Origin of the sequence: Mycobacterium sp. 852002-51971_SCH5477799-a, from assembly GCF_001667145.1 — a bacterium.
In the GTDB taxonomy this organism is placed as follows: Bacteria; Actinomycetota; Actinomycetes; order Mycobacteriales; family Mycobacteriaceae; genus Mycobacterium.
The window spans coordinates 87,803-110,855 of record NZ_LZIF01000049.1 but is presented as its reverse complement, the minus strand read 5'-3'; the positions used below and the strand labels follow the sequence as shown (position 1 = coordinate 110,855).

The window sequence follows — 23,053 nt, the reverse complement described above, 5'->3', positions numbered from 1 at the left end:
GAAGATGAGGTAACCGGGCAGCAAGTCCCACAGTTCGTCGGTGATGACGTCTTCGGTGATCTCGCCCCGGTCGACGGCCTGATGCAGCACGTGCTGGATCATGGCTTTGCGCTGGTCGAGGAATTGGTGCTGGAGGGCGTCGTTGAGGGCGGGATGCCGCGACACCTCGACCATCACCGCGCGGATCGTGCCGGCGTGCTGCCCACATTCCTGGCTGATGATCTCCCCCAGCCGCAGCAGGTCGCCCCGCAACGTGCCGGTATTCGGCGGCACGGCCACCTGGCGGACACCTTCGATGAAGGCGGCCAACACCAGTTCGGCTTTGGACGGCCAGCGGCGGTAAACCGTGGCCTTGCTGGCGCGCGCGGCATTGGCCACCGCCTCCACCGTCAGCTGGTCATACCCGTGTTCCTGCAGCAGCGCCAGGGTGACGGCCAATATTTCGGCCTCGCGCGCCGACCATGGCGATGCCTGCTCGCACCGGTCGGCCGTCTGGGTCATAGAGCCCACGATAGAGCCGCCCGGGCGATGCGGACCAATTTCGGTGCAGTCAAACGCCGACGAATGTTAGTTCGTCAGCGGGAGCCCATCAGCGCGCGTTCGATGTCGGCGAGCAAATCGTCGGTGTCTTCGATACCCAGCGAGATGCGGGCGAATCCGTCGGCGACCGCGTCTCCCCAGCGCGCCCGGCGGTCCACCGACGTGTGCAGACCGCCGAAACTGGTGGACGCGATCAGCAGTTCGCTGCGGTCCACCAGCGCGTGCACCGCGGCCGCGTCGGCCAATTCGACTGACACCAGTGCCCCGAATCGGCGCATTTGCGCCATGGCCACCGGATGCGCCGGGTCGTCGGCCAATCCGGGGTAGCGCACCGCCCGCACCGCCGGGTGACGGGCCAGCATGGTCGCCACTGCCCGGGCGTTCTGGCATTGGCGTTCGAACCGCAATCCGGCAGTTCCCATGCTGCGCAACAGAAGCCACGCCTCGAATCCGCCCAGGATCGCACCCGCGAGCAGCCTGTGTCGCTCCACCGCGGCGAGCAACTCGGGCTCGTTGGCGGCGACGTAGCCCGCGAGCAGGTCGCCATGACCCGACAGGGCCTTGGTCGCGCTGGCCACCACCGCGTCGGCACCCAACGACAGCGGCTGCTGCCCCAGGGGCGTCGCGGCGGTGTTGTCGACGATCAAGCGCGCGTTGCGGCCCCGGCAGATGGCGGCCAACCGGTGCACATCGATCACATTCAGCGCAGGGTTGGTGGGCGTTTCGGCCAGCACCACGTCGGCTCCCGCGGCGGCGTCATAGATCTGCGCGCTCGACGCCTCGATGACCGTCACGCCCCCGGGCGCCAAGTCTTCGCGGGCGTAGCGGCGCACCTGGTAGTAGCCGTCGGCCGGCACCACCACTGTGGACCCCGGCTTGGCCAGCGCGCGTAAGACGGCGCTGATGGCCGCCATCCCCGAGCCGAACACTCGCGCGCCGGCGGCTCCCTCCAGCTCGGCGAGTGCGGACTCCAGTTGCCGCCAGGTCGGATTGGAGCTGCGGCCGTAGCTGTCCAGCGCGCCTGTCTCGTCGCCGGACAGGTGGTAGGTGGCGGCGAGCACCGCTTGCGGCGCTACCGGCTGACCCGAAATAGCTTGTGAATCAATGGCTTTGAGGCTGCGCGTGGAATCGCCGTATCGCCTGCTCATCGGCTCACTCCGCCGGGGAATCGGGTCGACCCTCGGCGAGCAGCTTCCGGAAGCCGTCTTCGTCGAGGACGGGCACCCCCAGCTCGATCGCCTTGTCGTACTTGGAGCCCGGCGAATCGCCGGCCACGACGTAGTCGGTCTTCTTCGACACCGAGCCCGCCGCCTTCCCCCCGCGCGTCAGGATCGCCTCCTTGGCGTCGTCGCGGGAAAAGCCGGCGAGCGAGCCGGTCACCACCACCGTCAGCCCCTCCAGCGTGCGAGGCACACTGGTGTCGCGTTCGTCGGCCATCCGCACGCCGGCGGCCCGCCACTTGTCGACGATCGCGCAGTGCCAGTCGACGGTGAACCATTCGGTGAGTGCCGCGGCGATCGTTGGGCCGACGCCTTCGACGGCGGCCAGCCGCTCGGTCGACGCCGACATGATCGAGTCCAGGTCGCCGAACTCGGTCGCCAGGGCACGCGCGGCAGTCGGGCCGACGTGCCGGATCGACAACGCCACCAGGACCCGCCACAGTGCCACCTTCTTGGCCCTGTCCAGGTTGTCGAGCAACCGTTTGCCGTTGGCGGACAGGGCGCCTGCCTTCGTCCGGAACAGTTCGGTACGCAACAGGTCGTCCTCGGTGAGTGCGAACAAGTCGCCCTCGTCGGCGATCACCCCGGCCTTCAACAGCGCGGTCGCGGCCTCGTAGCCCAGCCCCTCGATGTCGAGCGCCCCGCGGCCGGCGACGTGAAATACCCGCTCCCGCAACTGCGCCGGGCAGGACCGGGCATTGGGGCAGCGGATGTCGGCGTCGCCCTCCTTGGCGGGCGCCAGCGTTGTGCCGCATTCGGGACACTCGGTCGGCATCACGAATTCGCGTTCGGAGCCGTCGCGCAGGTCGACGACGGGACCGAGCACCTCGGGGATCACATCGCCGGCTTTGCGGATCATCACCGTGTCGCCGATCAGCACGCCCTTGCGTTTCACCTCGGCGGCGTTGTGCAGGGTGGCCAGCCCCACCGTCGACCCGGCGACCTTCACCGGCGTCATGAACGCGAACGGCGTGACGCGTCCGGTGCGCCCGACGTTGACGCGGATGTCGAGCAGCTTGGTCTGCGCCTCCTGCGGCGGGTACTTGTATGCGACGGCCCACCGCGGCGCGCGGGAGGTGGTCCCGAGCCGGCGCTGCAGCGCCACGTCGTCGACTTTGACCACCACGCCGTCGATTTCGTGCTCGAGGTCGTAGCGGTGCTCGCCCCAATAGCCGATCCGCTCCTCTATGGCGGCAAGGCCGCGCACGCGCGCGGTTTGCGCGGCCACCGGCAGCCCCCAGGCGCTCAGCGCGGTGTAGGCCTCGTGCTGAGTCTTCGGCGTGAATCCCTCGGTGCGGCCGATGCCGTGACAGATCATCCGCAGCTTGCGCCGGGCGGTGACGGCCGGGTTCTTCTGGCGCAGTGACCCCGCGGCGCTGTTGCGCGGGTTGGCGAACGGCGCCTTGCCGTCTTCGACCAGGCTGGCGTTGAGCGCCTCGAAATCGGAGAGCCGAAAGAACGCCTCGCCGCGCACCTCGAGCAGGGCGGGAATTGGAAACTCCTTGCTGGCGGACAGCCGCTCGGGGACATCGTCGATGGTGCGGGCGTTGAGCGTCACGTCCTCGCCCACCCGGCCGTCGCCCCGGGTCGCGGCGCGCTCCAGCCGGCCGTCGCGATACACCAGCGCCAGGGCGACCCCGTCGATCTTGAGCTCGCACAGGTAGTAGGGCTGCGTGCCGACCTCGTTTTCGACGCGGTTGCTCCAGGCCACCAGCTCGTCGCGATCGAAGACATCGTCGAGGCTCAGCATCCGTTCCAGGTGCGCCGCCTCGCCGAACTCGGTGGCGAAACCCGCCCCGCCGACCAGCTGCGTCGGGGAATCGGGCACCCGGAGTTCGGGGTGGCGCTCTTCCAGCGCGAGGAGCTGGTTGAACATCGCGTCGAAGTCCGCGTCCGAGACGATCGGTGCGTCCTTGATGTAGTAGCGGAACTGGTGTTCACGGACCTCTTCGGCAAGGTCCTGCCACTGCCGGCGAACCTCGGGTGATACCGAATCAGCTTCTGCTGCGCTCACCTTGGCAGGCTATCCGAGGACACCGACGCGAAACCGGGCGCGCTCAGTCCTCCACTTGGTCCTCCACATAGGACCGCAATCGATCCACCGCGGCATCCCACCGGCGCGACAGCTGACTCAGGTAGTCGCTCGCCGAGGCCAGTGGCTGGGTCTGCACCGTCCAGACTCGCTCGCGGCCCCGCCGGCTGCTGGTCACCAGGCCCACCGACTCCAGCAGCTGCAGGTGCTTGCTGGCCGCCTGGCGGGTGACCGGGATGACGCGGGTGACCTGCGACGTCGAACTGGGTCCCCGGTCGCAGAGCCGCACGATGATGCGCAGCCGGTTGGGATCGCCCAGCGCGTCGAAGAGCGGCGCGTCGACGGCGACTTTCATACCCGGACGTCTTCGATGTACTTGCGCACCAGCGTCGTCTGGATTTCCCAACCCTCGCCGTTGGCCTCGAACGCCGGCCCGCGGCGCGCCTGGGGAATCGCCTCGAACCCGGACTCGGTGATGGTCAACAGCACGCCGTCGGGCCGCTCGGCCAGGGTGAACTCGACCAGCGTGGTCGGCTCGTGGTCGTAGTCGACATCCGGATCGACGGCGTACGGATGCCAGCGGTAGGCGAACCGGCGCCGCGGCTCGACGGCGACGATCTGCCAGGTGCTTCGCACTCCGGTGTGCGGCTCCTGTCGCTCGGCGACCTCGCTGTCGACGATGGTCGGGCTGATCGCGGCGGTCACCGACGTCCCGGCGACGAACGGCCCGTCGAAGCGCACCCCGAACCAGCGGCCGAACTCCTCGGCGTCGCTGATGGCCCGCCACACCCGCTCCAGTGGCGCCCGCAGCACCACATGCTTCTCGATTTTCATATGCAACCTCCTGGTTGCCTATGAGTTCAGCACAGCGCGCCCTAAAACGCAACCGAACGGTTGCCTATTCGATGGCGTCCGGATCCTCGGCGAACAGTTCGGCCGCCTTGCGGGCGAGCTCGATCGCGGTGCGCGCCCACTCCGGCGTCGCGCCGGCCAGACCACACGCGGGCGTGACGCCGATGCGCTCGCGCAGCGCCGCGCGGGCGAAGCCCAGGCGATCGGTCACCGCGACCACCGCGGCGGCCACCTCCTGCGCCGACGGGCGACGCGGCGGGGCGTTGCCGGGGACCACCCCCAGCGCGACGGTGCGACCGGACTCCACGAACTCGGCGACACCGTCGAGATCCGCCGCGTTCAGCGCGCCGGCGTCGACCGAGACGGCTTGAAACACACTGCGCTGCAAGAGTTCCCATGGCAGTCCGGGAGCGCAGCAGTGCAGCAGCACCTCCCCACCGACCGTCCGGGCGCAGGTGTCCAGCAGCCCGGCGGCCACCTCCTCGTCGACCGGTGCCACCGGGCTCAGCGCGGTCACCCCGCCCAGCCGGCCGCCCAGGGCCTTGGGCAGCGACGGCTCGTCGAACTGCACCACCACTTCCGCCTCGAGCCGGCGAGCCAGCCCCGCGCGATGCGCCGACACGCCCTCGGCCAGCGACGCCGCCAGGTCGCGCAGCGCCCCGGGGTCGGTGATCGCCCGGTGACCGTTGCTTAGCTCGACCTCGGCCGCCAGGGTGATCGGGCCCGGCGCCTGCACCTTCACCACCCGGCCGTCGTTTCGCAGACCGGCGGCTTCCCAGGCCTCTTCGAGCGCGTCCATGTCCTCGTCGAGCAGGCTGATGGCGCGGCGGGTGACCGCCCCGGGCCGGGCGGCGAGCCGGTAGCCGCGCGGCACCGTGTCGATAGCCACGTCGACCAGCAGCGCGCCGGCCCGGCCGATCAGGTCGGCGCCCACTCCGCGCGCGGGCAGCTCGACGATGTGCGCCAGCGCCCCCGCGAGTTCACCCACGACGACTTCGGCGGCCTGGCGCGCGCCGATGCCGGGCCACGATCCGACACCGCTGGCGCTGGCGAAGGGATGGGTGAAAACACTCACCGGACAACCGTATTCGACGTCGCACCGCCCACCTGTCGGCAGGGGTCTGTATGCCGCGGGGCAGCGCGGGTAGGTTCAACGCCGAAGGGGTGCGAAAACGTGTCGCAGAAGGCGAAATCGGCATGGCTACCGCTGCTGTGCGCGGTGGCGATCGTGATGGCGTCGTGCACCCAGGTGGTGGACGGGGCGGCCGTGGCGGGACCCGGCGCCGGCCGCAGGGTGGTGCAGGGCGTCGACGTCGACACGATCCTGCTGGACCAGACGCGGATGCGCGCGATCACCGGCGCCGGCGAGCATCTGACCATCATCCCCTCGATGGACGGCACCAGTCCGGTGGACATCGACGCGCTGGCCGAGAACGCGCCGCGCGAGTGCCGGTTCATCTACGCCGAGACGGCAACGTTCGGACGCGATCTCGAGGCGTTTCACAAGACGACGTTTCAGGACCCACCCGATGGCGCGTTGATCTCCGAAGGCGCGGCGGCGTATCGCGACGCCGATACCGCCCGCCGTGCCTTCGGCGCCCTGGTGAGTACCGTCGGCGACTGCGCGAACGGGTCGAGCGGGCAACTCTACGTTGGTGACTGGAACGCCGACGCCACCTCGCTGCGCCTGCGACCCGGCGGATGCGGCCGTGACTACCGGATTCTGTCGGTGGCCATGCTCGAGGTCACCTTCTGCGGGTTCGCGCAATCGGTGTCCGACATCGTGATGACGAATATCTCCGCGAACCTGCCGCGGTAGCCCTGATTCAGCGGGTGGTGCCGGCGATGGTGGCGCTGCCGAGCACCTCGTCACCGTCGGGATCGGGCCGGTACAGCACCAGCGTCTGGCCCCGGGCCACCCCGCGCATCGGCGCCCGCAACCGCACGACGAGCTCGTCGTCGACCAGTTCGGCTATCGCGCCGGCCGTTTCGCCGTGCGCGCGCACCTGGACCGCGCACTCCACCGGGCCGGTTGGGGTGACACCCGAGGTGAAAATCGGTGTCCGGCCGACCATTTCGCGTATCTCGAGATCAGCTGCCTCGCCCACCTGCACGGTGCCGGTCTCCGCGTCGATCGAGGTCACGTAACGCGGGCGCCCGTCGGGCCCCGGCCCGGCGATGCCGAGCCCCTTGCGCTGGCCGACGGTGAAACCGTGCACGCCGTCGTGCTCGGCGAGCACCGTGCCGTCCGCATCGACCACCGCACCGCGGCGCACCCCGATGCGCTCGCCCAAAAAGGCACGGGTGTTGCCCGACGGGATGAAGCAGATGTCGTGACTGTCCGGCTTTTCGGCGACCGTCAGACCGCGCCGGGCGGCTTCGTCCCGGATCTGCGGCTTGGGGCTGTCCCCGATCGGGAACGCCGCGTGGCGCAACTGCCCGGCACTCAGGACGGCCAGCACGTACGACTGGTCCTTGGCATGATCGACGGCGCGACGCAGCCGGCCGTCCTGCAGCCGGGCGTAGTGGCCGGTGGCCACGGTGTCGAACCCGAGCGCAACGGCTTTCGCCGACAGCGCCGAGAACTTGATCTTCTGATTGCACACCACGCACGGGTTGGGGGTCTCGCCGCGCGCATACGACGACACGAATTCGTCGATGACGTCCGAGGCGAACCTCTCCGCGAAATCCCATACGTAGAACGGGATTCCGAGCACATCGGCGACGCGGCGCGCGTCGGAGGCGTCTTCCTTCGAGCAGCACCCGCGCGACCCGGTGCGCAGCGCGCCGGGCGCACTGGACAGCGCCAGGTGCACCCCAACGACATCGTGTCCGGCGTCGACCATCCGGGCGGCGGCGACCGACGAGTCGACGCCACCGCTCATGGCAGCAAGCACTTTCACTTAGGACGCCCCCGCGGCGGCCAGTGCGGCGCGACGGGCGCGGTCCACCGCCCCGGGCAGTACCCGCAGCACCGCGTCGATGTCCGCGTCGACACTGGTGTGCCCCAACGAGAGGCGCAACGACCCGCGAGCGCTGGTCGCGTCGGCGCCCATTGCGATCAGCACGTGCGAGGGCTGCGCGACACCGGCGGTGCACGCCGACCCTGTCGAGCACTCGATTCCGTTGGCGTCCAACAGCATCAGCAACGCGTCGCCCTCACAGCCGCGGAACGTGAAATGCGCATTGCCGGGAAGGCGCAGCGGATCGCGGGCGCCGTTGAGGGTGACGTCCTCGATGCCACCCAGCACGCCGTCGACCAGCCGGTCGCGCAACGCGCGCAGCCGGACGCTGTTGGACTCGAGCCCGTCGACTGAGATCCGCGCCGCCGCCGCCATTCCGACCGCGCCGGCGACATCGGCGGTGCCCGAACGGATGTCGCGCTCCTGCCCGCCTCCGTGTGCCAGCGGCACGCACGCGACGTCGCGACGCAGCAGTAGCGCACCCACCGCGGGCGGCCCGCCGAACTTGTGGGCGGCCACGCTCATCGCCGACAATCCGCTGGCGGCGAAGTCGACCGGCAACTGTCCCACCGCCTGAATGGCGTCGCTGTGCATCGGCACGCCGAATTCGGCCGCGACGGCGGCGAGTTCGGCGGCCGGCATGACCGTGCCGACCTCGTTGTTGGCCCACATCACCGAGACCAGCGCAACGTCGTCGTGACGGGTGAGCACCTCGCGCAGCGCCGTCGCCGACACCGATCCGTCGGGGGCGGTCGGAAGCCAGGTGACCTCGGCACTCTCATGTTCGACGAGCCAGTTCACCGAGTCCAGCACGGCGTGGTGTTCCACCTCGCTGGTGACTATGCGCCGCCGGCGGGGTTCGGCGTCGCGGCGGGCCCAGTAGATGCCCTTGACCGCCAGGTTGTCGCTCTCGGTGCCGCCGGCGGTGAAGATGACCTCCGAGGGGCGCGCGCCCAGCCGGTCGGCGATCAGCTCACGGGATTCCTCGATGCGGCGCCGCGCCGCCCGGCCACTGGTGTGCAGCGACGACGCGTTGCCGACCGTGCCGAGCACAGCCGTCATCGCCTCGACGGCGGCGGGGTGCATCGGGGTGGTGGCGGCGTGATCCAGGTAGACCATGACGCGACCCACGATACCGGCCCGCCGGTTTGCTCAGGCCACCAGCACGTGCCCGTGACCAGCGCGCCGGGCGGTGCCGGCGCCCACCGCGGATTGGCACCGGCCGGCCAGGGCGCGCCGATCTGTCCCCGGAAGCTGGAGAGCCTCGACGTGCACCCTTGCCAGCGTGCGCGGCACGACGAGCAGCCGCCGGATCGAGCTCAGCAGGGTCTCATCGCCGACAAATGCGGGCACCGTCGAGGGGCTGCCGTCGACGTGGTGGTAGGTCAGCCGCAGCGGCTGCACCGGACGGCCAGCGTCGATGGCGGCCTGAAACATCGCCGGGTAGAAGCCGCCACGGTCCCGACCACACCAGGTGGTGCCCTCCGGGAACGCCACCACTGTCTGTCCGGCGCGCAGCCGGCGGGCGACGGCGTCCACCACACCGGGCAGGCGGCGCAGACTGGACCGCTCGATCGGGATGATCTTGAGGAAGCGGGCCACGATCCCGGTCGCCGGGCCGGTGAACATGTCGGCGCGCGCGACGAACGATCCGGGCAGCACCGACCCGATGGCGAAGACATCGACCCAGGACATGTGCGGGCTCACCACCAATACACCGCTCAGGTTGCGAATCGGGTTGCCCGTCACGGTGATTCGGACTCCCAGGCAGCCCAGCACCAACCTGCAATAGATGCGCTGAACGCGGGTCCGGCCCGGCAGCGGCACCGCCAGCAACGCCAGCCCCGGTGCCAGCAGCAGCGCCAGCGTCAGGCGAAGGGCCATCCGCAGGGCCCCCGGGAGCGGCCGCGACGTCAGTACGTCGCTCGCAACCACGCAGCGTGCATCGCACGATGCGCGCGGAAGCCACGGGTGCCCGGTGCCCGCGGGGGCGTTCATCGCCGGCCGCCCGCCGATCGCATCTCGGCGGCGACGGACACCGATCGGAGTCGCTTCAGATAGCGGTTGTCGGCGTGCGCTTTGCCCAGCAGGACGCAGAAATCGCCGACGCCGAAGTCCGGGTCATGCGCCGGTTCGCCGCATACCCGGGCGCCCAGCCGCAGGTAACCGCGCATCAGCGCCGGCACCGCGGGTCGCGCGGGCGGCGCGATGTCGTCGATGCCCTTCCCGTCCACGACCACCGGTCGGTGCGGGTACACCCGGTGTTCCGGCGGCGCCCCGTGCCGGCTGAGGATGAAGTCGCGGACGCCGCGCAGTTGACTGCCCGGCGGCAGGTCGGGTTCGCCGCCGATGGGCACCGACACGCACCCGGTCACGTAGTCGTAGCCGTAGCGGTCCAGGTAGGCCAGGATGCCCGCCCACATCAACAGCACGACGCCGCCGTTACGATGCCCGTCGCGCACCACGGCGCGTCCCATCTCCACCAGCGACGGCCGCAGTGGGTCGAGCGCGCGGATGTCGAACTCGGTGGCGGTGTAGAGCCCTCCGGCCGCGATGGCCCCCGCCGGCGCCAGCATGCGGTAGCAACCGACTAGCTCACCGGTGTCGTCGTCGCGCACCAGCAGGTGGTCACAGAACTCGTCGAATCTGTCGGGGTCCCGACCATCCCGATCGGTCGCCGGCAGTGCGAAGCCCGGCGTGCTGGTGAACACGTCGTACCGGAGTCGCTGCGCCGCCTCGATCATGCCGGGGTCGGTGGACAACAACAGGGAGTAGCGGGGTGCGGCCACCGAGCTGGTGGCCGTACCGGTGGGCTTTTCGCTGGGTATGAGGACTGAAGCAATGCTCATGAACCCCAACGTGGCGTAGTCGATGAGCTAGTCGGCATCGCCGCTATGACGTGTCGGTGCACGTCAGATGACGAATCGTGCGTAAGAGGGCCAGGGTGCGACGCAGGATCTGAAGTTCGGTGCATTGCGCGGACACGGCGCCGGTATGACTTGTCCGACGCAAAAGCCCCCGGCACCGAGGTGCCGGGGGCTGTGCGGCCGAGAGACTCAGCCCTTGCGCGTCTTGATCGCCTCGGTCAGCTGCGGAGCGACCTTGAACAGGTCACCCACCACGCCGTAGTCGGCGATCTCGAAGATGGGCGCCTCTTCGTCCTTGTTGACCGCGATGATCGTCTTGGACGTCTGCATGCCCGCGCGGTGCTGGATGGCACCCGAGATGCCCAGGGCGATATAGAGCTGCGGCGAGACGGTCTTACCGGTCTGGCCCACCTGGAACTGGCCCGGGTAGTAGCCGGAGTCGACGGCGGCGCGCGACGCACCGACGGCCGCACCCAGCGAATCGGCCAGCTCCTCGACGACGCTGAAGTTCTCCGCGCTGCCGACACCGCGACCACCGGAGACGACGATGGTGGCCTCGGTCAGTTCCGGGCGGTCACCGGCGACCGCGGGCTCGCGGGCGGTGACCTTGGTGGCGTTCTCGGCCTGGGCCGGGACCTCAACCTCGACCTCTTCGCCGGCGCCGGCCTGCGGTTCGGCGTCGACCGCGCCGGCGCGCACGGTGATCACCGGAGTGTCGCCGTTGGCCTGCGCCTCCACGGTGAACGCGCCACCGAAGATGGAGTAGGTCGCCTTGTTGCCTTCCTTGACCTCGATCACGTCGACCAGCAGGCCGGATCCGATCCGGGCCGCGAGCCGGCCGGCGATCTCCTTGCCGTCGGCGTTGGCCGACAGGATCACCGCGGCGGGCGAGTTGGACTCGGCGAGCGAGGCCAGCACGTCGACCACGGGGGTGATCAGGTATTTGTCGACGTCGTCGGACTCGGCGACGTAGATTTTCGCGGCGCCGGCCTCCTTGAGCCCGTCGACCAAGGGCGCGGCGGTCCCGGGAGCGCCGACCACGACGGCGGCGGGCTCGCCCAGCGCGCGGGCGGCGGTGATCAGTTCGGAGGTGACCTTCTTCAGCGCACCTTCTGCGTGCTCGACGAGCACCAGTACTTCAGCCATGGGTTATTTCGCTCTTCTCGTCTACTCGGTCAGATGATCTTCTGGGCAACCAGGTACTTGGCGACGTCGTTACCGCCCTCGCCCTCGTCGGTTACCTTCTCGCCCGCGGTCTTCGGCGGCTTGGGCGTCGACGACAGCACGGTCGATCCGGCGTTTTCCAGCCCGACCTCGTCGCTCTCGACCCCGATCTCCGCCAGGGTCAGCACCGTGACCTCTTTCTTCTTGGCGGCCATGATGCCCTTGAAGGAGGGGAAGCGCGGCTCGTTGATCTTCTCGGTGACGCTGACCACCGCGGGCAGGGTGGCCTCGAGCGTGAACACGCCCTCGTCGGTTTCCCGCTCGCCGGTGATCTTGTCGCCCTCGATGGAAAGCTTGCGCACGTGGGTCAGCTGCGGCAGGCCCAGGTACTCGGCGATAACGGCCGGCACCGCGCCGCCGGTCCCGTCGGTGGCTTCGTTGCCGGCGATGACCAGCTCGGTGCCCTCGATGGTGCCCAGCGCACGCGCCAGGGCCCAGCCGGTCTGCACAACGTCGGAGCCGTGCAGGCCGTCGTCCTTGAGGTGAACGGCCTTGTCGGCGCCCATCGACAGCGCCTTGCGGATCGCCTCGGTGGCGCGCTCGGGGCCCGCGGTCAGCACGGTCACCGAGCCTTGGCCGCCCTCGCGCTCGCGGATCTGCAGCGCCTCTTCCACCGCGCGCTCGTTGATCTCGTCCAGCACCGCGTCGGCGGCCTCACGGTCCAACGTGTAATCGCCGTCAGATAGCTTGCGCTCCGACCAGGTGTCTGGGACCTGCTTGATCAGGACCACGATGTTCGTCATGAGTGTGGTTCGTCCTCCTCGAAGGGGGCTCGCAGCAATCGACTGCGAAACCTCGGTACGCGTTTTTCGCAACGCACGGCCGTGTTACTACCCGGTAACTTTGTGCGGTATGCATTCACACCATAGCTGGTCGTAGTGCACGTTCTCGCAGCCCGTCCGCCGCCTGAGGAGCGGGGGCTCAGTTCCCCGGTTCGCGAATCCGACACTTCGCGTTAGCCTGCCTATGCAATGAGCGCACCGGTCCCCGACGTCCCGCAGCACCCCCCCGGCCACACCGCCTCGGCGGGTGATGCCGTGATGATGTTGACGGGCGAGCGCACCATCCCGGATTTGGCCATCGAGAACTACTGGTTTCGCCGCCACGAAGTCGTCTACCAGCGGCTTGCCGAGCGTTGCGCGGGCGCCGACGTACTCGAGGCCGGGTGCGGGGAGGGTTACGGCGCCGATCTGATCGCCGATGTCGCCCGCCGCGTCGTCGCGGTGGATTACGACGAGGCCGCGGTGGCCCATGTCCGCAGCCGCTACCCGCGGGTGGACGTCATGCGGGCGAACCTCGCGCGGCTGCCGCTACCCGATTCGTCAGTGGACGTTGTGGTCAACTTCCAGGTGATCGAACATCTGTGGGACCAAACACAGTTCGTCGTCGAGTGCGCCCGGGTGCTGCGCCCGTCGGGGCTCGTGATGATGTCCACGCCCAACCGAGTCACCTTCTCGCCGGGTCGCGACACCCCGATCAACCCCTTCCACACCCGGGAACTCAACGCCGCCGAACTGACCCGGCTGCTCATCGACGGCGGCTTCACCCACGTGTCGATCAGCGGCCTGTTCCACGGCCCGAGGCTTCGCGAAATGGACGCCCGGCACGGCGGCTCGATCATCGATGCCCAGATCGCGCGCGCGATGGCCGACGCACCGTGGCCGCCCGAGCTGGCGGCCGACGTCGCCACCGTCACCATCGAGGATTTCGAGCTGGTCGAGGCCGACGCGGGTGCGGACACCGGCCACCACATCGACGACAGCCTCGACCTGATCGCGATCGCGGTAGCCCCGTGAGTACACCGCAGAACCGGGTTCCCGGCCTCTTCACCCTGGTTTTGCACACCCACCTGCCCTGGCTCGCCCACCACGGCCGCTGGCCGGTCGGCGAGGAATGGCTGTATCAATCCTGGGCGGCGGCGTACCTGCCGCTGATGCGCGTGCTGAACACCTTGGCCGGCGAAGAGCGGCGGGGCGTGCTCACGCTGGGCGTGACGCCGGTGGTGAACGCCCAACTCGACGACCCGTACTGCCTGGACGGCATGCATCACTGGCTGGCCAACTGGCGACTGCGCGGGCTGGAGGCCACCAGCGTGCGGTCCGCGCCCCGCTCGAAGTCAGTCAGCTACCAGTCATGCACACCGGAAGCATTGCGCGCCTTGGGGATTCGCGAATCCGCCGAGGCGCAGCGGGCGCTGGACGACTTCGCCACGCTGTGGCGGCACGGCGGCAGCCCGCTGCTGCGCAACCTGCTCGATGCCGGCACGGTTGAGCTGCTCGGCGGCCCGCTGGCCCATCCGTTCCAACCGCTGCTGGCGCCGCGGCTGCGTGAGTTCGCACTGCGCGAGGGTCTGGCCGACGCGCAAGCCCGCCTCAGCCACCGCCCGGGCGGGATCTGGGCGCCCGAATGCGCCTACGCGCCCGGCATGGAGCACGACTATTCCGCCGCGGGCGTCACCCATTTCATGGTCGACGGCCCGTCGCTGCACGGCGACACGGCGCTGGGCCGGCCCGTCGGCGACACCGATGTGGTCGCGTTCGGGCGCGACCTACAGGTCAGCTACCGGGTGTGGTCACCGAAATCCGGCTATCCCGGGCACGCCGCGTATCGCGACTTCCACACCTATGACCACCTGACGGGCCTCAAGCCGGCCAGGGTGACGGGCCGCAACGTGTCCTCGCAGGACAAGGCGCCCTACGACCCCGAGCGCGCCGACCACGCGGTCGACATCCACGTCGCCGACTTTGTCGACGTGGTCCGCAACCGCCTGCTCTCGGAGTCCGACCGCATCGGGCGACCGGCTCATGTGGTCGCCGCCTTCGACACCGAGCTGTTCGGCCACTGGTGGTACGAGGGTCCGACGTGGCTGGAGCGGGTGCTGCGGGCGCTGCCCGAGGCCGGCGTCCGGGTGGGCACGCTCAACGACGCCCTCGCCGACGGCTTCGTCGGCGAGCCGGTGGAGCTGCCGCCCAGCTCGTGGGGCTCGGGCAAGGACTGGCAGGTCTGGGCCGGCGACCAGGTCGCCGATCTGGTCGCGCTGAACAGCGAAGTGGTCGACATGGCTCTGAGCACCGTCGACAAGGCGCTGTCCCAGACGGCGTCGCTGGACGGACCCGTCCCCCGCGACCACGTCGCCGACCAGATCCTGCGCGAAACGCTGCTCACCGTCTCCAGCGACTGGCCTTTCATGGTGAGCAAGGATTCGGCCTCCGACTACGCCCGCTACCGCGCCCACCTGCATGCCCACGCCACCCGCGAGATCGCCGACGCGCTCGCATCGGGGCGGCGCGAGACCGCGCAGCGGCTGGCGGAGGGATGGAACCGCGCCGACGGCCTGTTCGGCGCCCTTGATGCCCGCAGGTTGCCCCGATGAGGCGGGCGGCGGCGTGAAAATCCTGATGGTGTCGTGGGAATACCCGCCGGTGGTGATCGGCGGGCTCGGCCGGCACGTGCACCATCTGTCGACCGCGCTGGCCGCCGCCGGCCACGACGTCGTCGTGCTGTCGCGGCGTCCCACCGGAACCGATCCCCGCAGCCATCCGTCGTCCGACCACATCAGCGAGGGTGTCCGGGTGATCGCGGCCGCCCAGGACCCGCACGAATTCTCTTTCGGCACCGACATGATGGCGTGGACGCTCGCGATGGGCCACTCCATGATCCGCGCCGGTCTGCCCCTGACGAAGCCGGGGACCAACCGCGCCTGGCGGCCGGACGTCGTGCACGCCCACGACTGGCTGGTGGCCCACCCGGCGATAGCACTCGCCCAGTTTTACGATGCGCCAATCGTTTCCACGATCCACGCCACCGAAGCCGGTCGGCATTCCGGCTGGGTCAGCGGTGCGATCAGCCGTCAGGTGCACGCGGTCGAATCGTGGCTGGTGCGCGAATCCGACTCGCTGATCACCTGTTCGGCGTCGATGGCCGACGAAATCACCGAACTGTTCGGTCCCGGCCTGGCCGAGATCACGGTGATCTGCAACGGCATCGAGACGGCACGATGGCCGTTTGCGGAGCGCCGCCCGCGCACCGGGCCGGCCGAGCTGCTCTACCTGGGCCGGCTCGAATACGAGAAGGGTGTGCACGACGTCATCGCCGCGCTGCCGCGGATCAGGCGCAGCCACCCCGGCACCACGCTGACCATCGCCGGTGAGGGCACCCAGCAGGGCTGGCTCATCGAGCGGGCCCGTAAACACCGGGTGCTCAAGGCGATCCGGTTCGTCGGGCACCTCGATCATGCCGAGCTGCTGGCGGTCCTGCATCGCGCCGACGCCGCGGTGCTGCCCAGTCACTACGAGCCGTTCGGAATCGTGGCGCTGGAGGCGGCCGCGGCGGGCACTCCGCTGGTGACGTCGGACATCGGCGGCCTGGGCGAGGCGGTGATCAACGGTCAGACCGGTGTCTCGTGCCCGCCTCGCGACGTGGCCCGACTGGCCGCGGCGGTGCGCACCGTGCTCGACGACCCGCGGGCCGCGCAGCGGCGCGCCCGCGCCGCACGCGAACGACTCACGTCGGATTTCGATTGGCGCACGGTGGCCGACAGGACCGCGCAGGTGTATCTGTCGGCCAAGCGTGGTGTGCGGCAGCCGCATGCCCGGCTGCCCATCATCGAACACGCCCTGCCGAACCGGTAGCCGCTACCGTCGAGGCATGGGGCTTGACTATTCGAGTGTTGTGGACGCTCCCATCACCGAGGTTTTCGATTGGCATGCCAGGCCGGGGGCCTTCGCCCGCCTTTCGCCGCCGTGGCAGCCGATGCGACTGGTCACCGAGTCCACCTCACTCGAGGACGGGCGGGCCACGCTGGCGCTGCCCGGGGGTCTGCGCTGGGTCGCCGTCCACCAGCCCGACGGCTATGACCCGCCGCGGCGTTTCGTAGACGCCATCGGCGGCGACGGCCTGGCCGCGCTCCCCGCGCGAATTGCGGTGCGCTGGCGTCACATTCATGAATTCGAAGCTCTCGGAGACAATCGCACCAGGGTGATCGACCGGGTCGACACGCCGGTGCCCGGGTCGCTGTTGCGGCCCATGTTCGACTACCGGCATCGGCAGCTGGCCGACGACTTGGCCGCCCACCGGCTGGCCGCCGAGAACGGGCTGCGGCCTGTGACGATCGCCATCACCGGATCCTCGGGACTGGTCGGTTCGGCATTGGCCGCGTTCCTGCGCACCGGTGGGCATCGGGTGATAGCGCTGGTCCGCCACTCCGCGCGCGATGGCGATGAGCGACGCTGGAACCCCGACGATCCCGACCCGGGGCTGTTCGACGGGATCGACGCGGTGATCCACCTCGCGGGCGCCTCGATCGCCGGCCGATTCACCGATAAGCACCGGCAAGCCATCCGGGACAGCAGGATTGGCCCGACTCGGCGGCTCGCCGAATTGCTGGGCGGCAGCGAGCCCCGGCCCAGCGTGCTGATCTCGGCGTCGGCGATCGGCTACTACGGATACGACCGGGGCGATGAAACTCTCACCGAGGACAGCGATCGCGGCGACGGTTTTCTGGCCGACGTGGTGACCGACTGGGAGGAGGCGACCACACCCGCTCGGCAGTCCGGGGTGCGGGTCGTACATGTGCGGACCGGCATCGTGCAGTCACCCGCCGGCGGCACGTTGAAGCTGATGCGTCCGCTGTTCGCCGCCGGGCTGGGTGGCCGCCTCGGTGACGGCCGGCAATGGCTGTCCTGGATCGGGATCGACGACCTGGTGGACGTCTATCACCGCGCGCTCTGGGACGCCACGTTGTCGGGTCCGGTGAATGCCGTTGCACCGCAACCGGTTCGCAACAACGAGTACACCGCTACCCTGGCGGCGGTGTTGCACCGGCCGGCGGTGTTGCCGGTGCCGTCGCTGGGTCCGCGGTTACTGCTGGGCGGCCAGGGCGCTCGCGAGCTGGCGACCGCGAGCCAGCGGGTGGGTCCGACCAAGCTCGTCGCCGCCGGGCATCGGTTCCGCCAGCCCTGCCTCGACCAGGCGCTGCGTCACCTGTTGGGGCGCACCGGTTGACGATCTCGTTACGGCACCCGTCGGACGGTGAGCGGCCCGGCGGTGACGTCGCGGCCCAGCGCCTCGACCAACGACCGGGAGCGCAGCACCGGGCTCGGTGTCCCCGAAGCGCGCAGGAACCCGTCGACGAGGTCGGCCAGTGCGGCCACCGATTTCCAGTGCGGCGACCACTCGAGCACCTCGCGCGCCCGGCCGGTGTCCAGCAGCGGCAGCGAAAACGCCATATCGAGCCAGCCGCGGTCGATTGGCTGCAATCGGGCACGCCACGAGGCCTCTACCGCCAGCCCGAGCAGGACCGAGGGCACGTGAATCGGATGTGTCCGCAACACTTTTGCGATGTCGTCGCGGGACACCGGTGGTTCGGCGGCCAGATTGAACGGGCCCGTGGCGCCACGCTCCATCGCCCTCACACAGGCGTCGGCGACGTCGTGGGCATGCACGATGGACACGCACAGCGAGCGGTCCAGCGGCAGCACCGGCAGCCAGCGCAGCCATCGCGAGTCCAGGTATGCGGGCAGGGTGTAGCGGCGCAGACCCGGCGCGGCGTCGCGCTGCATGATGAATCCGGGTCGCATTCGGGTGATGCCGACGCCGTCGGGATTGCGGCGCTCGTAGTCGTCGAGGATGTGCTCCACTGTGGATTTCGCCCGGCTGTAGGCAGATGACCTGATGCCCGCCGTCGACCACGATTCGTCGACCTTCTCCCCGTACCGTCCCGGGGCATAGGTGCCCACCGACGACATGTGCACCAACTGCGGCACTTTGGCGTTGTGGGCCGCGCTCAGCACGGCGGAGCTCCCGTTGATGGCGACCGCATCCAGGTAGCGCGTGTTGCGGGTGGGTTGAAACCCCCACGCGAGATGGATCACACACCGCGCGCCGCGAAAAACGTTGAGCAGCTGTGTTTCCACGCCCGGGTCCGCGAGGTCCAGCTCATGCCATTGAACGGGTCGATACACACCGTCCGGCGGCGGCCGTCTGCGGGTGACGCCGATGATCTCGTAGTCGTTGCCGTCTTCGGCGAGCCGGCGCAGCAGCGCGGTGCCGACGTTGCCACTGGCCCCGGTGATGACGATCCGTTTGGACACGGCTACCTCCTTTACAGCGAGCGGCTACTCTTCGGCATCTCTGCCGTCGCGGCTGTGCTGATAGGCGCGGGCGCGCAGGTCCGCGAGCCACCGGGGGTGCAGGCTCAAACCGGGCGCCGTGTTGAGAACTGGGTCAAACGACACGTCCCCGTCAGCGTCGGGATCGATCGCGGTGGTCAGCGTGATACGCGCCAGGGACGTGAAATCGGCTCTGCCGCAAGCTTGATCAAGTGTCACCTCGATGTTGCTGCGCTCGAGCTTGGACCGGACGCTGTCTAGGGACAACCCCGTGCCACCGATCTCGCTGGAGGTGTGGGCCCGAAGCCACCAGTTGTCGCCCCGATAGTGCAACGGCATCAGCGTGGTCAGCGTTTGACCGTTCCACGACGTGGCCGGCCGTAGCGCCACCGCACGTGAGAGCACGCCCGAACCGGACGAGACGAGCAGGATGTCCCACGGCTTCTCCGCGGGCTGCGGCACGGGCATTCGGAAGGCCAACCCGATGAAGTCGGGCAGCGCCCCGGGCGTGCCGCTGGCCTTCGACACGCGCGCAATTATTTTCGAGGACGCGACCGGCAAGCCCTGGGCCGGGGGAGCAACGCGCTCGATGAAGCCCTCGGCGAGCACCCCGATCGGGTGGAACAACCGCTTACCCCGGATCGCGGAGCCCCACTGAAACGGCAACGCGACAAAATCGAAAACGTTCACCGGCGGCGGATTCCCATTCTGTGGCGGGGGAAACAGGGCGGTCGACGCCGGGCGATCCGCGGTTCGGGTGCGAATAATTATGACGACGTGTGCTGGCCGATCATTCGCAGTGCCGGCGGATGCTGTTGCGGGCTATAGGTGTGGCTGTCGATGTAGACCTGTGCCATCACCGCCTGCCACGACTCGATCTGGGGTGAGGACTTCCAGATGCCCTCGACCAATCCGACGATCAGGGCGTTGTGTTCGTCGGTCAGGGTGTAAACCGGACCGCCGAAGTCGCGGCTGTCGGAGGCCATGTCGGTGATGGCGAAGCGGCCGTTGCCGACCGAGCTGACCGAGCCGCACCGCTGGCCGGTGGCGCTGCGCAGCTGGCATACGGGCATCCCGGGTTGAGCGCGCATCTCGGGCGCGGATCCCAGATGGCGCCCCGTCGGCAGCACATCGGTGGCCGTCACATCCGGCGCGATCGCGATGACTTCGTATTCCACGGGCAGCATCGATGTGTCCGCGGCGGAGTCCGCGTCGACTTGGCGACGGCCCAGGACCACGTTGCCGATCGGCTTGCGGTCACGGTCGGTCACCACCGACTGCCCGCCATCACACTGGCCACTGGTCATCGCGACCCGTAGCCGCGGCTCGACCAATCCCACCATGCAGACCGTGGCGCCTTGGTGAATCTCCATTCCGGGGAAAACAGTGCTCCCCGGATCGGCAGCCGCCTGACCCGGTGCGCCAAGAAGCATCGTCGTCAACGCGGATGCGACCGCTAGCCGACGTAGTCGGCAGCCGAGCTCTTCCATTGGGACGCATCACCCCTCACGTCCGGGGTCCTCGCGTTTGCTACTTGACACGCGTATACCCGCCGCCAATCCGGCCAAACCGTCTTCAGATGGCCGTCAAGCGAACGAGTGCCGTGTGCCGAAAGGCCGGAAAACGAAAGCTTCGGGGTCCACGCCGTCGACCTGCGCTGGAACACGCTGGTCCGGCTCTCGTCGCGTTCGCTGTGCTAGCTAAGGCATTTCGGCGAATCGATATCCGTGCCCGACCTCGGCGGTAGGCTACCGAACAGGTTGAGTTCACAGCTGCGTCTCTCACGGGTGGTATGCAAAACACCGTTTACTCCCCACTTCACGACTTTCGTTAGGCGGTCTCATGGCTGCTATTCGCTCCGCAAACTCAGCGGACCGACACGACCCCGCACGGTGCCGGTACATGGCTCACTTCGACCGGGCACACCTGTTCGTCTACGCGCGCAACCTCGGCACGGTCCTGCGCGTCGATGGCGAGATCGACGCCTCGAACGCAACGGATCTCACCCAGGCGATCAGAACCTTCGCCCGGCTCAAGACTCCCCTGGTGCTTGACCTCAGCCATCTGCGCTTTGTCAGCGTGGAGGGTTTCCGCGCGCTGCTGTTGCTCAACGACGAGCTCCGCAAAGCGCGCGTCTACTGCAGCGTGGTGGGCGGCGCGGCGGTTCGTCCCCTGTTGCGGATCGTGCATCACAACGGGTTGCCGATTGCCGGGTCGGTGCCCGAGGCCTTTCAAAACCTCGAAGACATGCTGAGGGCGCGACGACAGCTACTGTCCGACCTGGCGCGGCCAAAACCACCGCGGCCCCAAGCCGCGCACAGCGCCGCCTCGTAAGGGCCGTTAACCGCCTTAGCGCTTAGGGTTTCGAGCCGCCGATCAGTTCGTGCTGAAGGCAATGCAGCGCGTCGATCAGCGCGGCGAAAACTCGATGGGCGGCGGTCAGGTCCGCATCGGGCAGCTCGGCGAGCGCGAATCGGGTGTGCGCGTTGAGCGGACGCAAAAACGACCTGGCGGTGGCCAGACCGGATTCATCGTGCGCAACAGGACCTTTCGGCGATCGGCCGGGTCGTCGTCGCGACGGATATGACCGGCGTCCATCAGCCGGTCAACGAGATAGGTGATCGCCGATCCCGACAGACCCAACCGTTGACTGAGGTCGCTCGAAGGTCATCGGCCGCCCACCCAGCTCACGAAAATCATTGGGCCGCAGGCTATGTATCGGCGGCGCGAACAGCCGGCCGATCTGATCGGACTCGGTTGACAGCTCCCGCAGACGATATCAGCGACTCCAGCTCGTCGCGGGCGAAGCGCTGCCCATCAGCGTCCATAACGCTACTGAGCATATCGCCGATCGCGGTGGCATTTCAGTTTCTTAAATAGTCAGCAGGGCAACTGACCCCGCGCTTGGTCGCGCCGACTGGCGCCCGCCGCTGAAGTTCATTAAATTAATGTTTAAGTTATTGAACGAGGTGGTATGTGTTGGCGGGCGGCGCAAAGGCGGGTGTCTGAGGAGTGAACGCTGTGGTTTTGCCCGCCTTATCGGCGGGTATGACGCGTGTGTTTGGGCCGCGCAGGCCGGAATGCCAAGCCGTCCGGAAGGGAGCGCTTGGGCAGTATGAGAGCTTTGTCGTTTTCACCCGCCACAGCGTCGGCGCCGGTGGCAATCGGTTGGCTCAGCGCCGACGACTTCGAAGCATGGCGGTCGAACGTACGGCGGATGGTGTTGGGCGATGTCGCCGATTTCATCGCCGCCCGACGTGCCGGCGAACTGGACGGGGTGCGCATCGATGCCGCCGGCGACATCCTGGTTCAGTTCGTTTCCGGCGGTAAATGCTTACGGTCGACGTTTGTATACCTGGGCTGGCTGTGCGGCGCGCCGCCCGACGACGCGGCCCTGCGCGCTGCGGCCAGTTTCGAGTTGCTGCACGCCTTCGCCCTACTCCAGGACGACGTCATGGACGGTTCCGACGAACGGCGCGGCCGTCCGTCGGCGCACCGGCAATTCGGCCAATGGCATCGCGAGCGCGGATTGTCCGGCTCGTCGCAGCGATTCGGTGAATCGGCAGCCATCCTGCTGGGCGACCTCTGCCTCATCTGGGCCGAACAGATGCTGCGCGAGAGTGGCGTTGAGCCCCGGCGTTTGCAACGCGCGTGGCCGCGCTATGACGCCATGCGCACCGAGCTCGCCGTCGGGCAATTCGCGGACTTGACGAACGACGCCAGGCACAAACCCGGGCTGGAAGTCGTGCTCGACGTGGCACGGCGTAAGTCGGGCAACTACACCGTGCGACGGCCACTAGAAATGGGCGCGGCGATGGGCGGGTGCGACCATCGAACACTGTCCCAATTGGGCCGCTACGGCGCGGTCGTCGGCGAGGCATTCCAGCTTCGCGACGACGTGCTCGGCGTTTTCGGCTCACCGGCGGTAACGGGCAAGCCGAGTGCCGGCGACCTGCTCGAGCGCAAGGCGACGAGCGTCGTGGTGGCCGCCCACCAACTGGCCGATGCGCCGGCCCGGCGTGAGCTCGTCGAGCTCGCGAATCGGGAAGCCCTCGACGACATTGCGATCGACCGCTGGAAAGCGCTGATCGTGGAGACGGGAGCCGTGCAGCTGATCGAGCAGATGATCGGTGACCGTGTGGCTTCCGCGCGCGAGCACGTCAGCGACTTGCCGATCGACCAACCCGTTCGCACCGCGCTGGCCGAAATGGCGGCCGTCTGCACGGATCGCGTTGAATGAGTAGCA

General features: G+C 68.8%; 22 protein-coding genes and 1 pseudogene. 7 read left to right on the top strand and 16 right to left on the bottom strand.

What is annotated here, in order from left to right; genetic code table 11:
• The 6 genes from A5753_RS06120 to A5753_RS06095 all read right to left on the bottom strand — a co-directional run.
• The coding region (locus A5753_RS06120; protein WP_156655965.1) for a TetR/AcrR family transcriptional regulator at positions 1 to 513 on the bottom strand (513 nt) is incomplete at its 3' end.
• 62 nt (positions 514 to 575) lie between these two features.
• Positions 576 to 1,688 (bottom strand): cystathionine gamma-lyase, encoded by a 1,113-nt coding sequence (locus A5753_RS06115; protein ID WP_067124445.1) that lies wholly within the window; start codon positions 1,686 to 1,688, stop codon positions 576 to 578.
• 4 nt (positions 1,689 to 1,692) lie between these two features.
• Entirely contained in the window at positions 1,693 to 3,774 is a 2,082-nt protein-coding gene (gene ligA / locus A5753_RS06110; protein WP_067124443.1) for an NAD-dependent DNA ligase LigA, read from the bottom strand.
• A 43-nt stretch (positions 3,775 to 3,817) separates the two neighbouring features.
• Positions 3,818 to 4,147: a helix-turn-helix transcriptional regulator gene (locus A5753_RS06105; RefSeq protein ID WP_067124441.1), complete on the bottom strand. Its 330-nt coding sequence runs from the start codon at positions 4,145 to 4,147 to the stop codon at positions 3,818 to 3,820.
• Positions 4,144 to 4,626: an SRPBCC family protein gene (locus A5753_RS06100; RefSeq protein WP_067124439.1), complete on the bottom strand. Its 483-nt coding sequence runs from the start codon at positions 4,624 to 4,626 to the stop codon at positions 4,144 to 4,146. Before A5753_RS06100 ends, A5753_RS06105 begins: the two co-directional genes overlap by 4 nt.
• Before the next feature lie 64 nt (positions 4,627 to 4,690).
• Positions 4,691 to 5,719, bottom strand: a complete 1,029-nt coding sequence (locus tag A5753_RS06095; RefSeq protein WP_067124437.1) for a methionine synthase — start codon at positions 5,717 to 5,719, stop codon at positions 4,691 to 4,693.
• Between the two features lie 99 nt (positions 5,720 to 5,818).
• On the opposite strand from A5753_RS06095, the gene A5753_RS06090 reads away from it, so the two are divergent.
• Positions 5,819 to 6,463, top strand: coding sequence for a sensor domain-containing protein (locus tag A5753_RS06090; RefSeq protein WP_197694599.1), 645 nt, complete (start codon positions 5,819 to 5,821; stop codon positions 6,461 to 6,463).
• A 7-nt stretch (positions 6,464 to 6,470) separates the two neighbouring features.
• Here A5753_RS06090 and mnmA read toward each other — a convergent pair whose 3' ends face one another.
• The 6 genes from mnmA to A5753_RS06060 form a co-directional block, all read right to left on the bottom strand.
• A complete protein-coding gene (gene mnmA, locus A5753_RS06085) occupies positions 6,471 to 7,547 on the bottom strand; it encodes a tRNA 2-thiouridine(34) synthase MnmA (protein WP_197694598.1) in 1,077 nt (358 codons plus the stop codon).
• On the bottom strand, positions 7,548 to 8,726 hold the full coding sequence (locus tag A5753_RS06080) for a cysteine desulfurase family protein (protein ID WP_067124435.1): 1,179 nt from the start codon (positions 8,724 to 8,726) through the stop codon (positions 7,548 to 7,550).
• 33 nt (positions 8,727 to 8,759) lie between these two features.
• The gene (locus tag A5753_RS06075) at positions 8,760 to 9,605 is read right to left on the bottom strand and encodes a 1-acyl-sn-glycerol-3-phosphate acyltransferase (protein ID WP_067124433.1); all 846 of its coding nucleotides are present in this window, start codon (positions 9,603 to 9,605) and stop codon (positions 8,760 to 8,762) included.
• On the bottom strand, positions 9,602 to 10,456 hold the full coding sequence (locus A5753_RS06070; protein WP_067124431.1) for a GNAT family N-acetyltransferase: 855 nt from the start codon (positions 10,454 to 10,456) through the stop codon (positions 9,602 to 9,604). The genes A5753_RS06075 and A5753_RS06070 overlap by 4 nt, the downstream gene beginning before the upstream one ends.
• 207 nt (positions 10,457 to 10,663) lie before the next feature.
• Complete coding sequence (locus tag A5753_RS06065) at positions 10,664 to 11,620, bottom strand: electron transfer flavoprotein subunit alpha/FixB family protein (protein ID WP_067124429.1); 957 nt, start codon at positions 11,618 to 11,620, stop codon at positions 10,664 to 10,666.
• Between the two features lie 29 nt (positions 11,621 to 11,649).
• Positions 11,650 to 12,441, bottom strand: coding sequence for an electron transfer flavoprotein subunit beta/FixA family protein (locus tag A5753_RS06060; protein ID WP_067124427.1), 792 nt, complete (start codon positions 12,439 to 12,441; stop codon positions 11,650 to 11,652).
• Between the two features lie 228 nt (positions 12,442 to 12,669).
• Here A5753_RS06060 and A5753_RS06055 point away from each other — a divergent pair, with 228 nt between their 5' ends.
• Genes A5753_RS06055 through A5753_RS06040 form a run of 4 tightly spaced genes read left to right on the top strand, consistent with a single transcriptional unit; the run spans position 12,670 to position 17,701 of the window.
• On the top strand, positions 12,670 to 13,494 hold the full coding sequence (locus tag A5753_RS06055; RefSeq protein ID WP_067124425.1) for a bifunctional 2-polyprenyl-6-hydroxyphenol methylase/3-demethylubiquinol 3-O-methyltransferase UbiG: 825 nt from the start codon (positions 12,670 to 12,672) through the stop codon (positions 13,492 to 13,494).
• Positions 13,491 to 15,071, top strand: a complete 1,581-nt coding sequence (locus tag A5753_RS06050; RefSeq protein WP_067124423.1) for a glycoside hydrolase family 57 protein — start codon at positions 13,491 to 13,493, stop codon at positions 15,069 to 15,071. The genes A5753_RS06055 and A5753_RS06050 overlap by 4 nt, the downstream gene beginning before the upstream one ends.
• A 13-nt stretch (positions 15,072 to 15,084) precedes the next feature.
• On the top strand, positions 15,085 to 16,329 hold the full coding sequence (locus A5753_RS06045) for a glycosyltransferase family 4 protein (RefSeq protein WP_067124473.1): 1,245 nt from the start codon (positions 15,085 to 15,087) through the stop codon (positions 16,327 to 16,329).
• 16 nt (positions 16,330 to 16,345) lie between these two features.
• Positions 16,346 to 17,701: a TIGR01777 family oxidoreductase gene (locus A5753_RS06040; protein WP_067124421.1), complete on the top strand. Its 1,356-nt coding sequence runs from the start codon at positions 16,346 to 16,348 to the stop codon at positions 17,699 to 17,701.
• Between the two features lie 8 nt (positions 17,702 to 17,709).
• Here A5753_RS06040 and A5753_RS06035 read toward each other — a convergent pair whose 3' ends face one another.
• From A5753_RS06035 to A5753_RS06025, 3 genes are all read right to left on the bottom strand, one after another.
• Positions 17,710 to 18,789 carry an NAD-dependent epimerase/dehydratase family protein gene (locus tag A5753_RS06035; protein ID WP_067124419.1) on the bottom strand — a complete coding sequence of 360 codons (1,080 nt, stop codon included), beginning with the start codon at positions 18,787 to 18,789 and terminating at the stop codon, positions 17,710 to 17,712.
• Between the two features lie 24 nt (positions 18,790 to 18,813).
• Positions 18,814 to 19,497 (bottom strand): phosphodiesterase, encoded by a 684-nt coding sequence (locus tag A5753_RS06030; RefSeq protein ID WP_067124417.1) that lies wholly within the window; start codon positions 19,495 to 19,497, stop codon positions 18,814 to 18,816.
• A 77-nt stretch (positions 19,498 to 19,574) separates the two neighbouring features.
• Positions 19,575 to 20,297 (bottom strand): hypothetical protein, encoded by a 723-nt coding sequence (locus A5753_RS06025; RefSeq protein WP_067124415.1) that lies wholly within the window; start codon positions 20,295 to 20,297, stop codon positions 19,575 to 19,577.
• Positions 20,298 to 20,709: 412 nt separating this feature from the next.
• On the opposite strand from A5753_RS06025, the gene A5753_RS06020 reads away from it, so the two are divergent.
• The gene (locus tag A5753_RS06020; protein WP_067124413.1) at positions 20,710 to 21,141 is read left to right on the top strand and encodes an STAS domain-containing protein; all 432 of its coding nucleotides are present in this window, start codon (positions 20,710 to 20,712) and stop codon (positions 21,139 to 21,141) included.
• 22 nt (positions 21,142 to 21,163) lie between these two features.
• Here A5753_RS06020 and A5753_RS06015 read toward each other — a convergent pair.
• A pseudogene (locus A5753_RS06015) lies at positions 21,164 to 21,650 on the bottom strand (MarR family transcriptional regulator).
• A 272-nt stretch (positions 21,651 to 21,922) separates the two neighbouring features.
• On the opposite strand from A5753_RS06015, the gene A5753_RS06010 reads away from it, so the two are divergent.
• On the top strand, positions 21,923 to 23,047 hold the full coding sequence (locus A5753_RS06010) for a polyprenyl synthetase family protein (protein WP_067124411.1): 1,125 nt from the start codon (positions 21,923 to 21,925) through the stop codon (positions 23,045 to 23,047).
• Positions 23,048 to 23,053: the final 6 nt, after the last annotated feature.

What these genes read in the sequence shown, in the direction of transcription:
- A5753_RS06075 (WP_067124433.1), bottom strand. Translation starts at nt 9,605, where the DNA reads ATGAACGCCCCCGCGGGCACCGGGCACCCGTGGCTTCCGCGCGCATCG.
- A5753_RS06060 (WP_067124427.1), bottom strand. Translation starts at nt 12,441, where the DNA reads ATGACGAACATCGTGGTCCTGATCAAGCAGGTCCCAGACACCTGGTCG.
- A5753_RS06070 (WP_067124431.1), bottom strand. Translation starts at nt 10,456, where the DNA reads ATGAGCATTGCTTCAGTCCTCATACCCAGCGAAAAGCCCACCGGTACG.
- A5753_RS06025 (WP_067124415.1), bottom strand. Translation starts at nt 20,297, where the DNA reads ATGGAAGAGCTCGGCTGCCGACTACGTCGGCTAGCGGTCGCATCCGCG.
- A5753_RS06100 (WP_067124439.1), bottom strand. Translation starts at nt 4,626, where the DNA reads ATGAAAATCGAGAAGCATGTGGTGCTGCGGGCGCCACTGGAGCGGGTG.
- A5753_RS06020 (WP_067124413.1), top strand. Translation starts at nt 20,710, where the DNA reads ATGGCTCACTTCGACCGGGCACACCTGTTCGTCTACGCGCGCAACCTC.
- A5753_RS06080 (WP_067124435.1), bottom strand. Translation starts at nt 8,726, where the DNA reads ATGGTCTACCTGGATCACGCCGCCACCACCCCGATGCACCCCGCCGCC.
- A5753_RS06065 (WP_067124429.1), bottom strand. Translation starts at nt 11,620, where the DNA reads ATGGCTGAAGTACTGGTGCTCGTCGAGCACGCAGAAGGTGCGCTGAAG.
- A5753_RS06115 (WP_067124445.1), bottom strand. Translation starts at nt 1,688, where the DNA reads ATGAGCAGGCGATACGGCGATTCCACGCGCAGCCTCAAAGCCATTGAT.
- A5753_RS06040 (WP_067124421.1), top strand. Translation starts at nt 16,346, where the DNA reads ATGGGGCTTGACTATTCGAGTGTTGTGGACGCTCCCATCACCGAGGTT.
- A5753_RS06010 (WP_067124411.1), top strand. Translation starts at nt 21,923, where the DNA reads ATGAGAGCTTTGTCGTTTTCACCCGCCACAGCGTCGGCGCCGGTGGCA.
- A5753_RS06055 (WP_067124425.1), top strand. Translation starts at nt 12,670, where the DNA reads ATGAGCGCACCGGTCCCCGACGTCCCGCAGCACCCCCCCGGCCACACC.
- A5753_RS06105 (WP_067124441.1), bottom strand. Translation starts at nt 4,147, where the DNA reads ATGAAAGTCGCCGTCGACGCGCCGCTCTTCGACGCGCTGGGCGATCCC.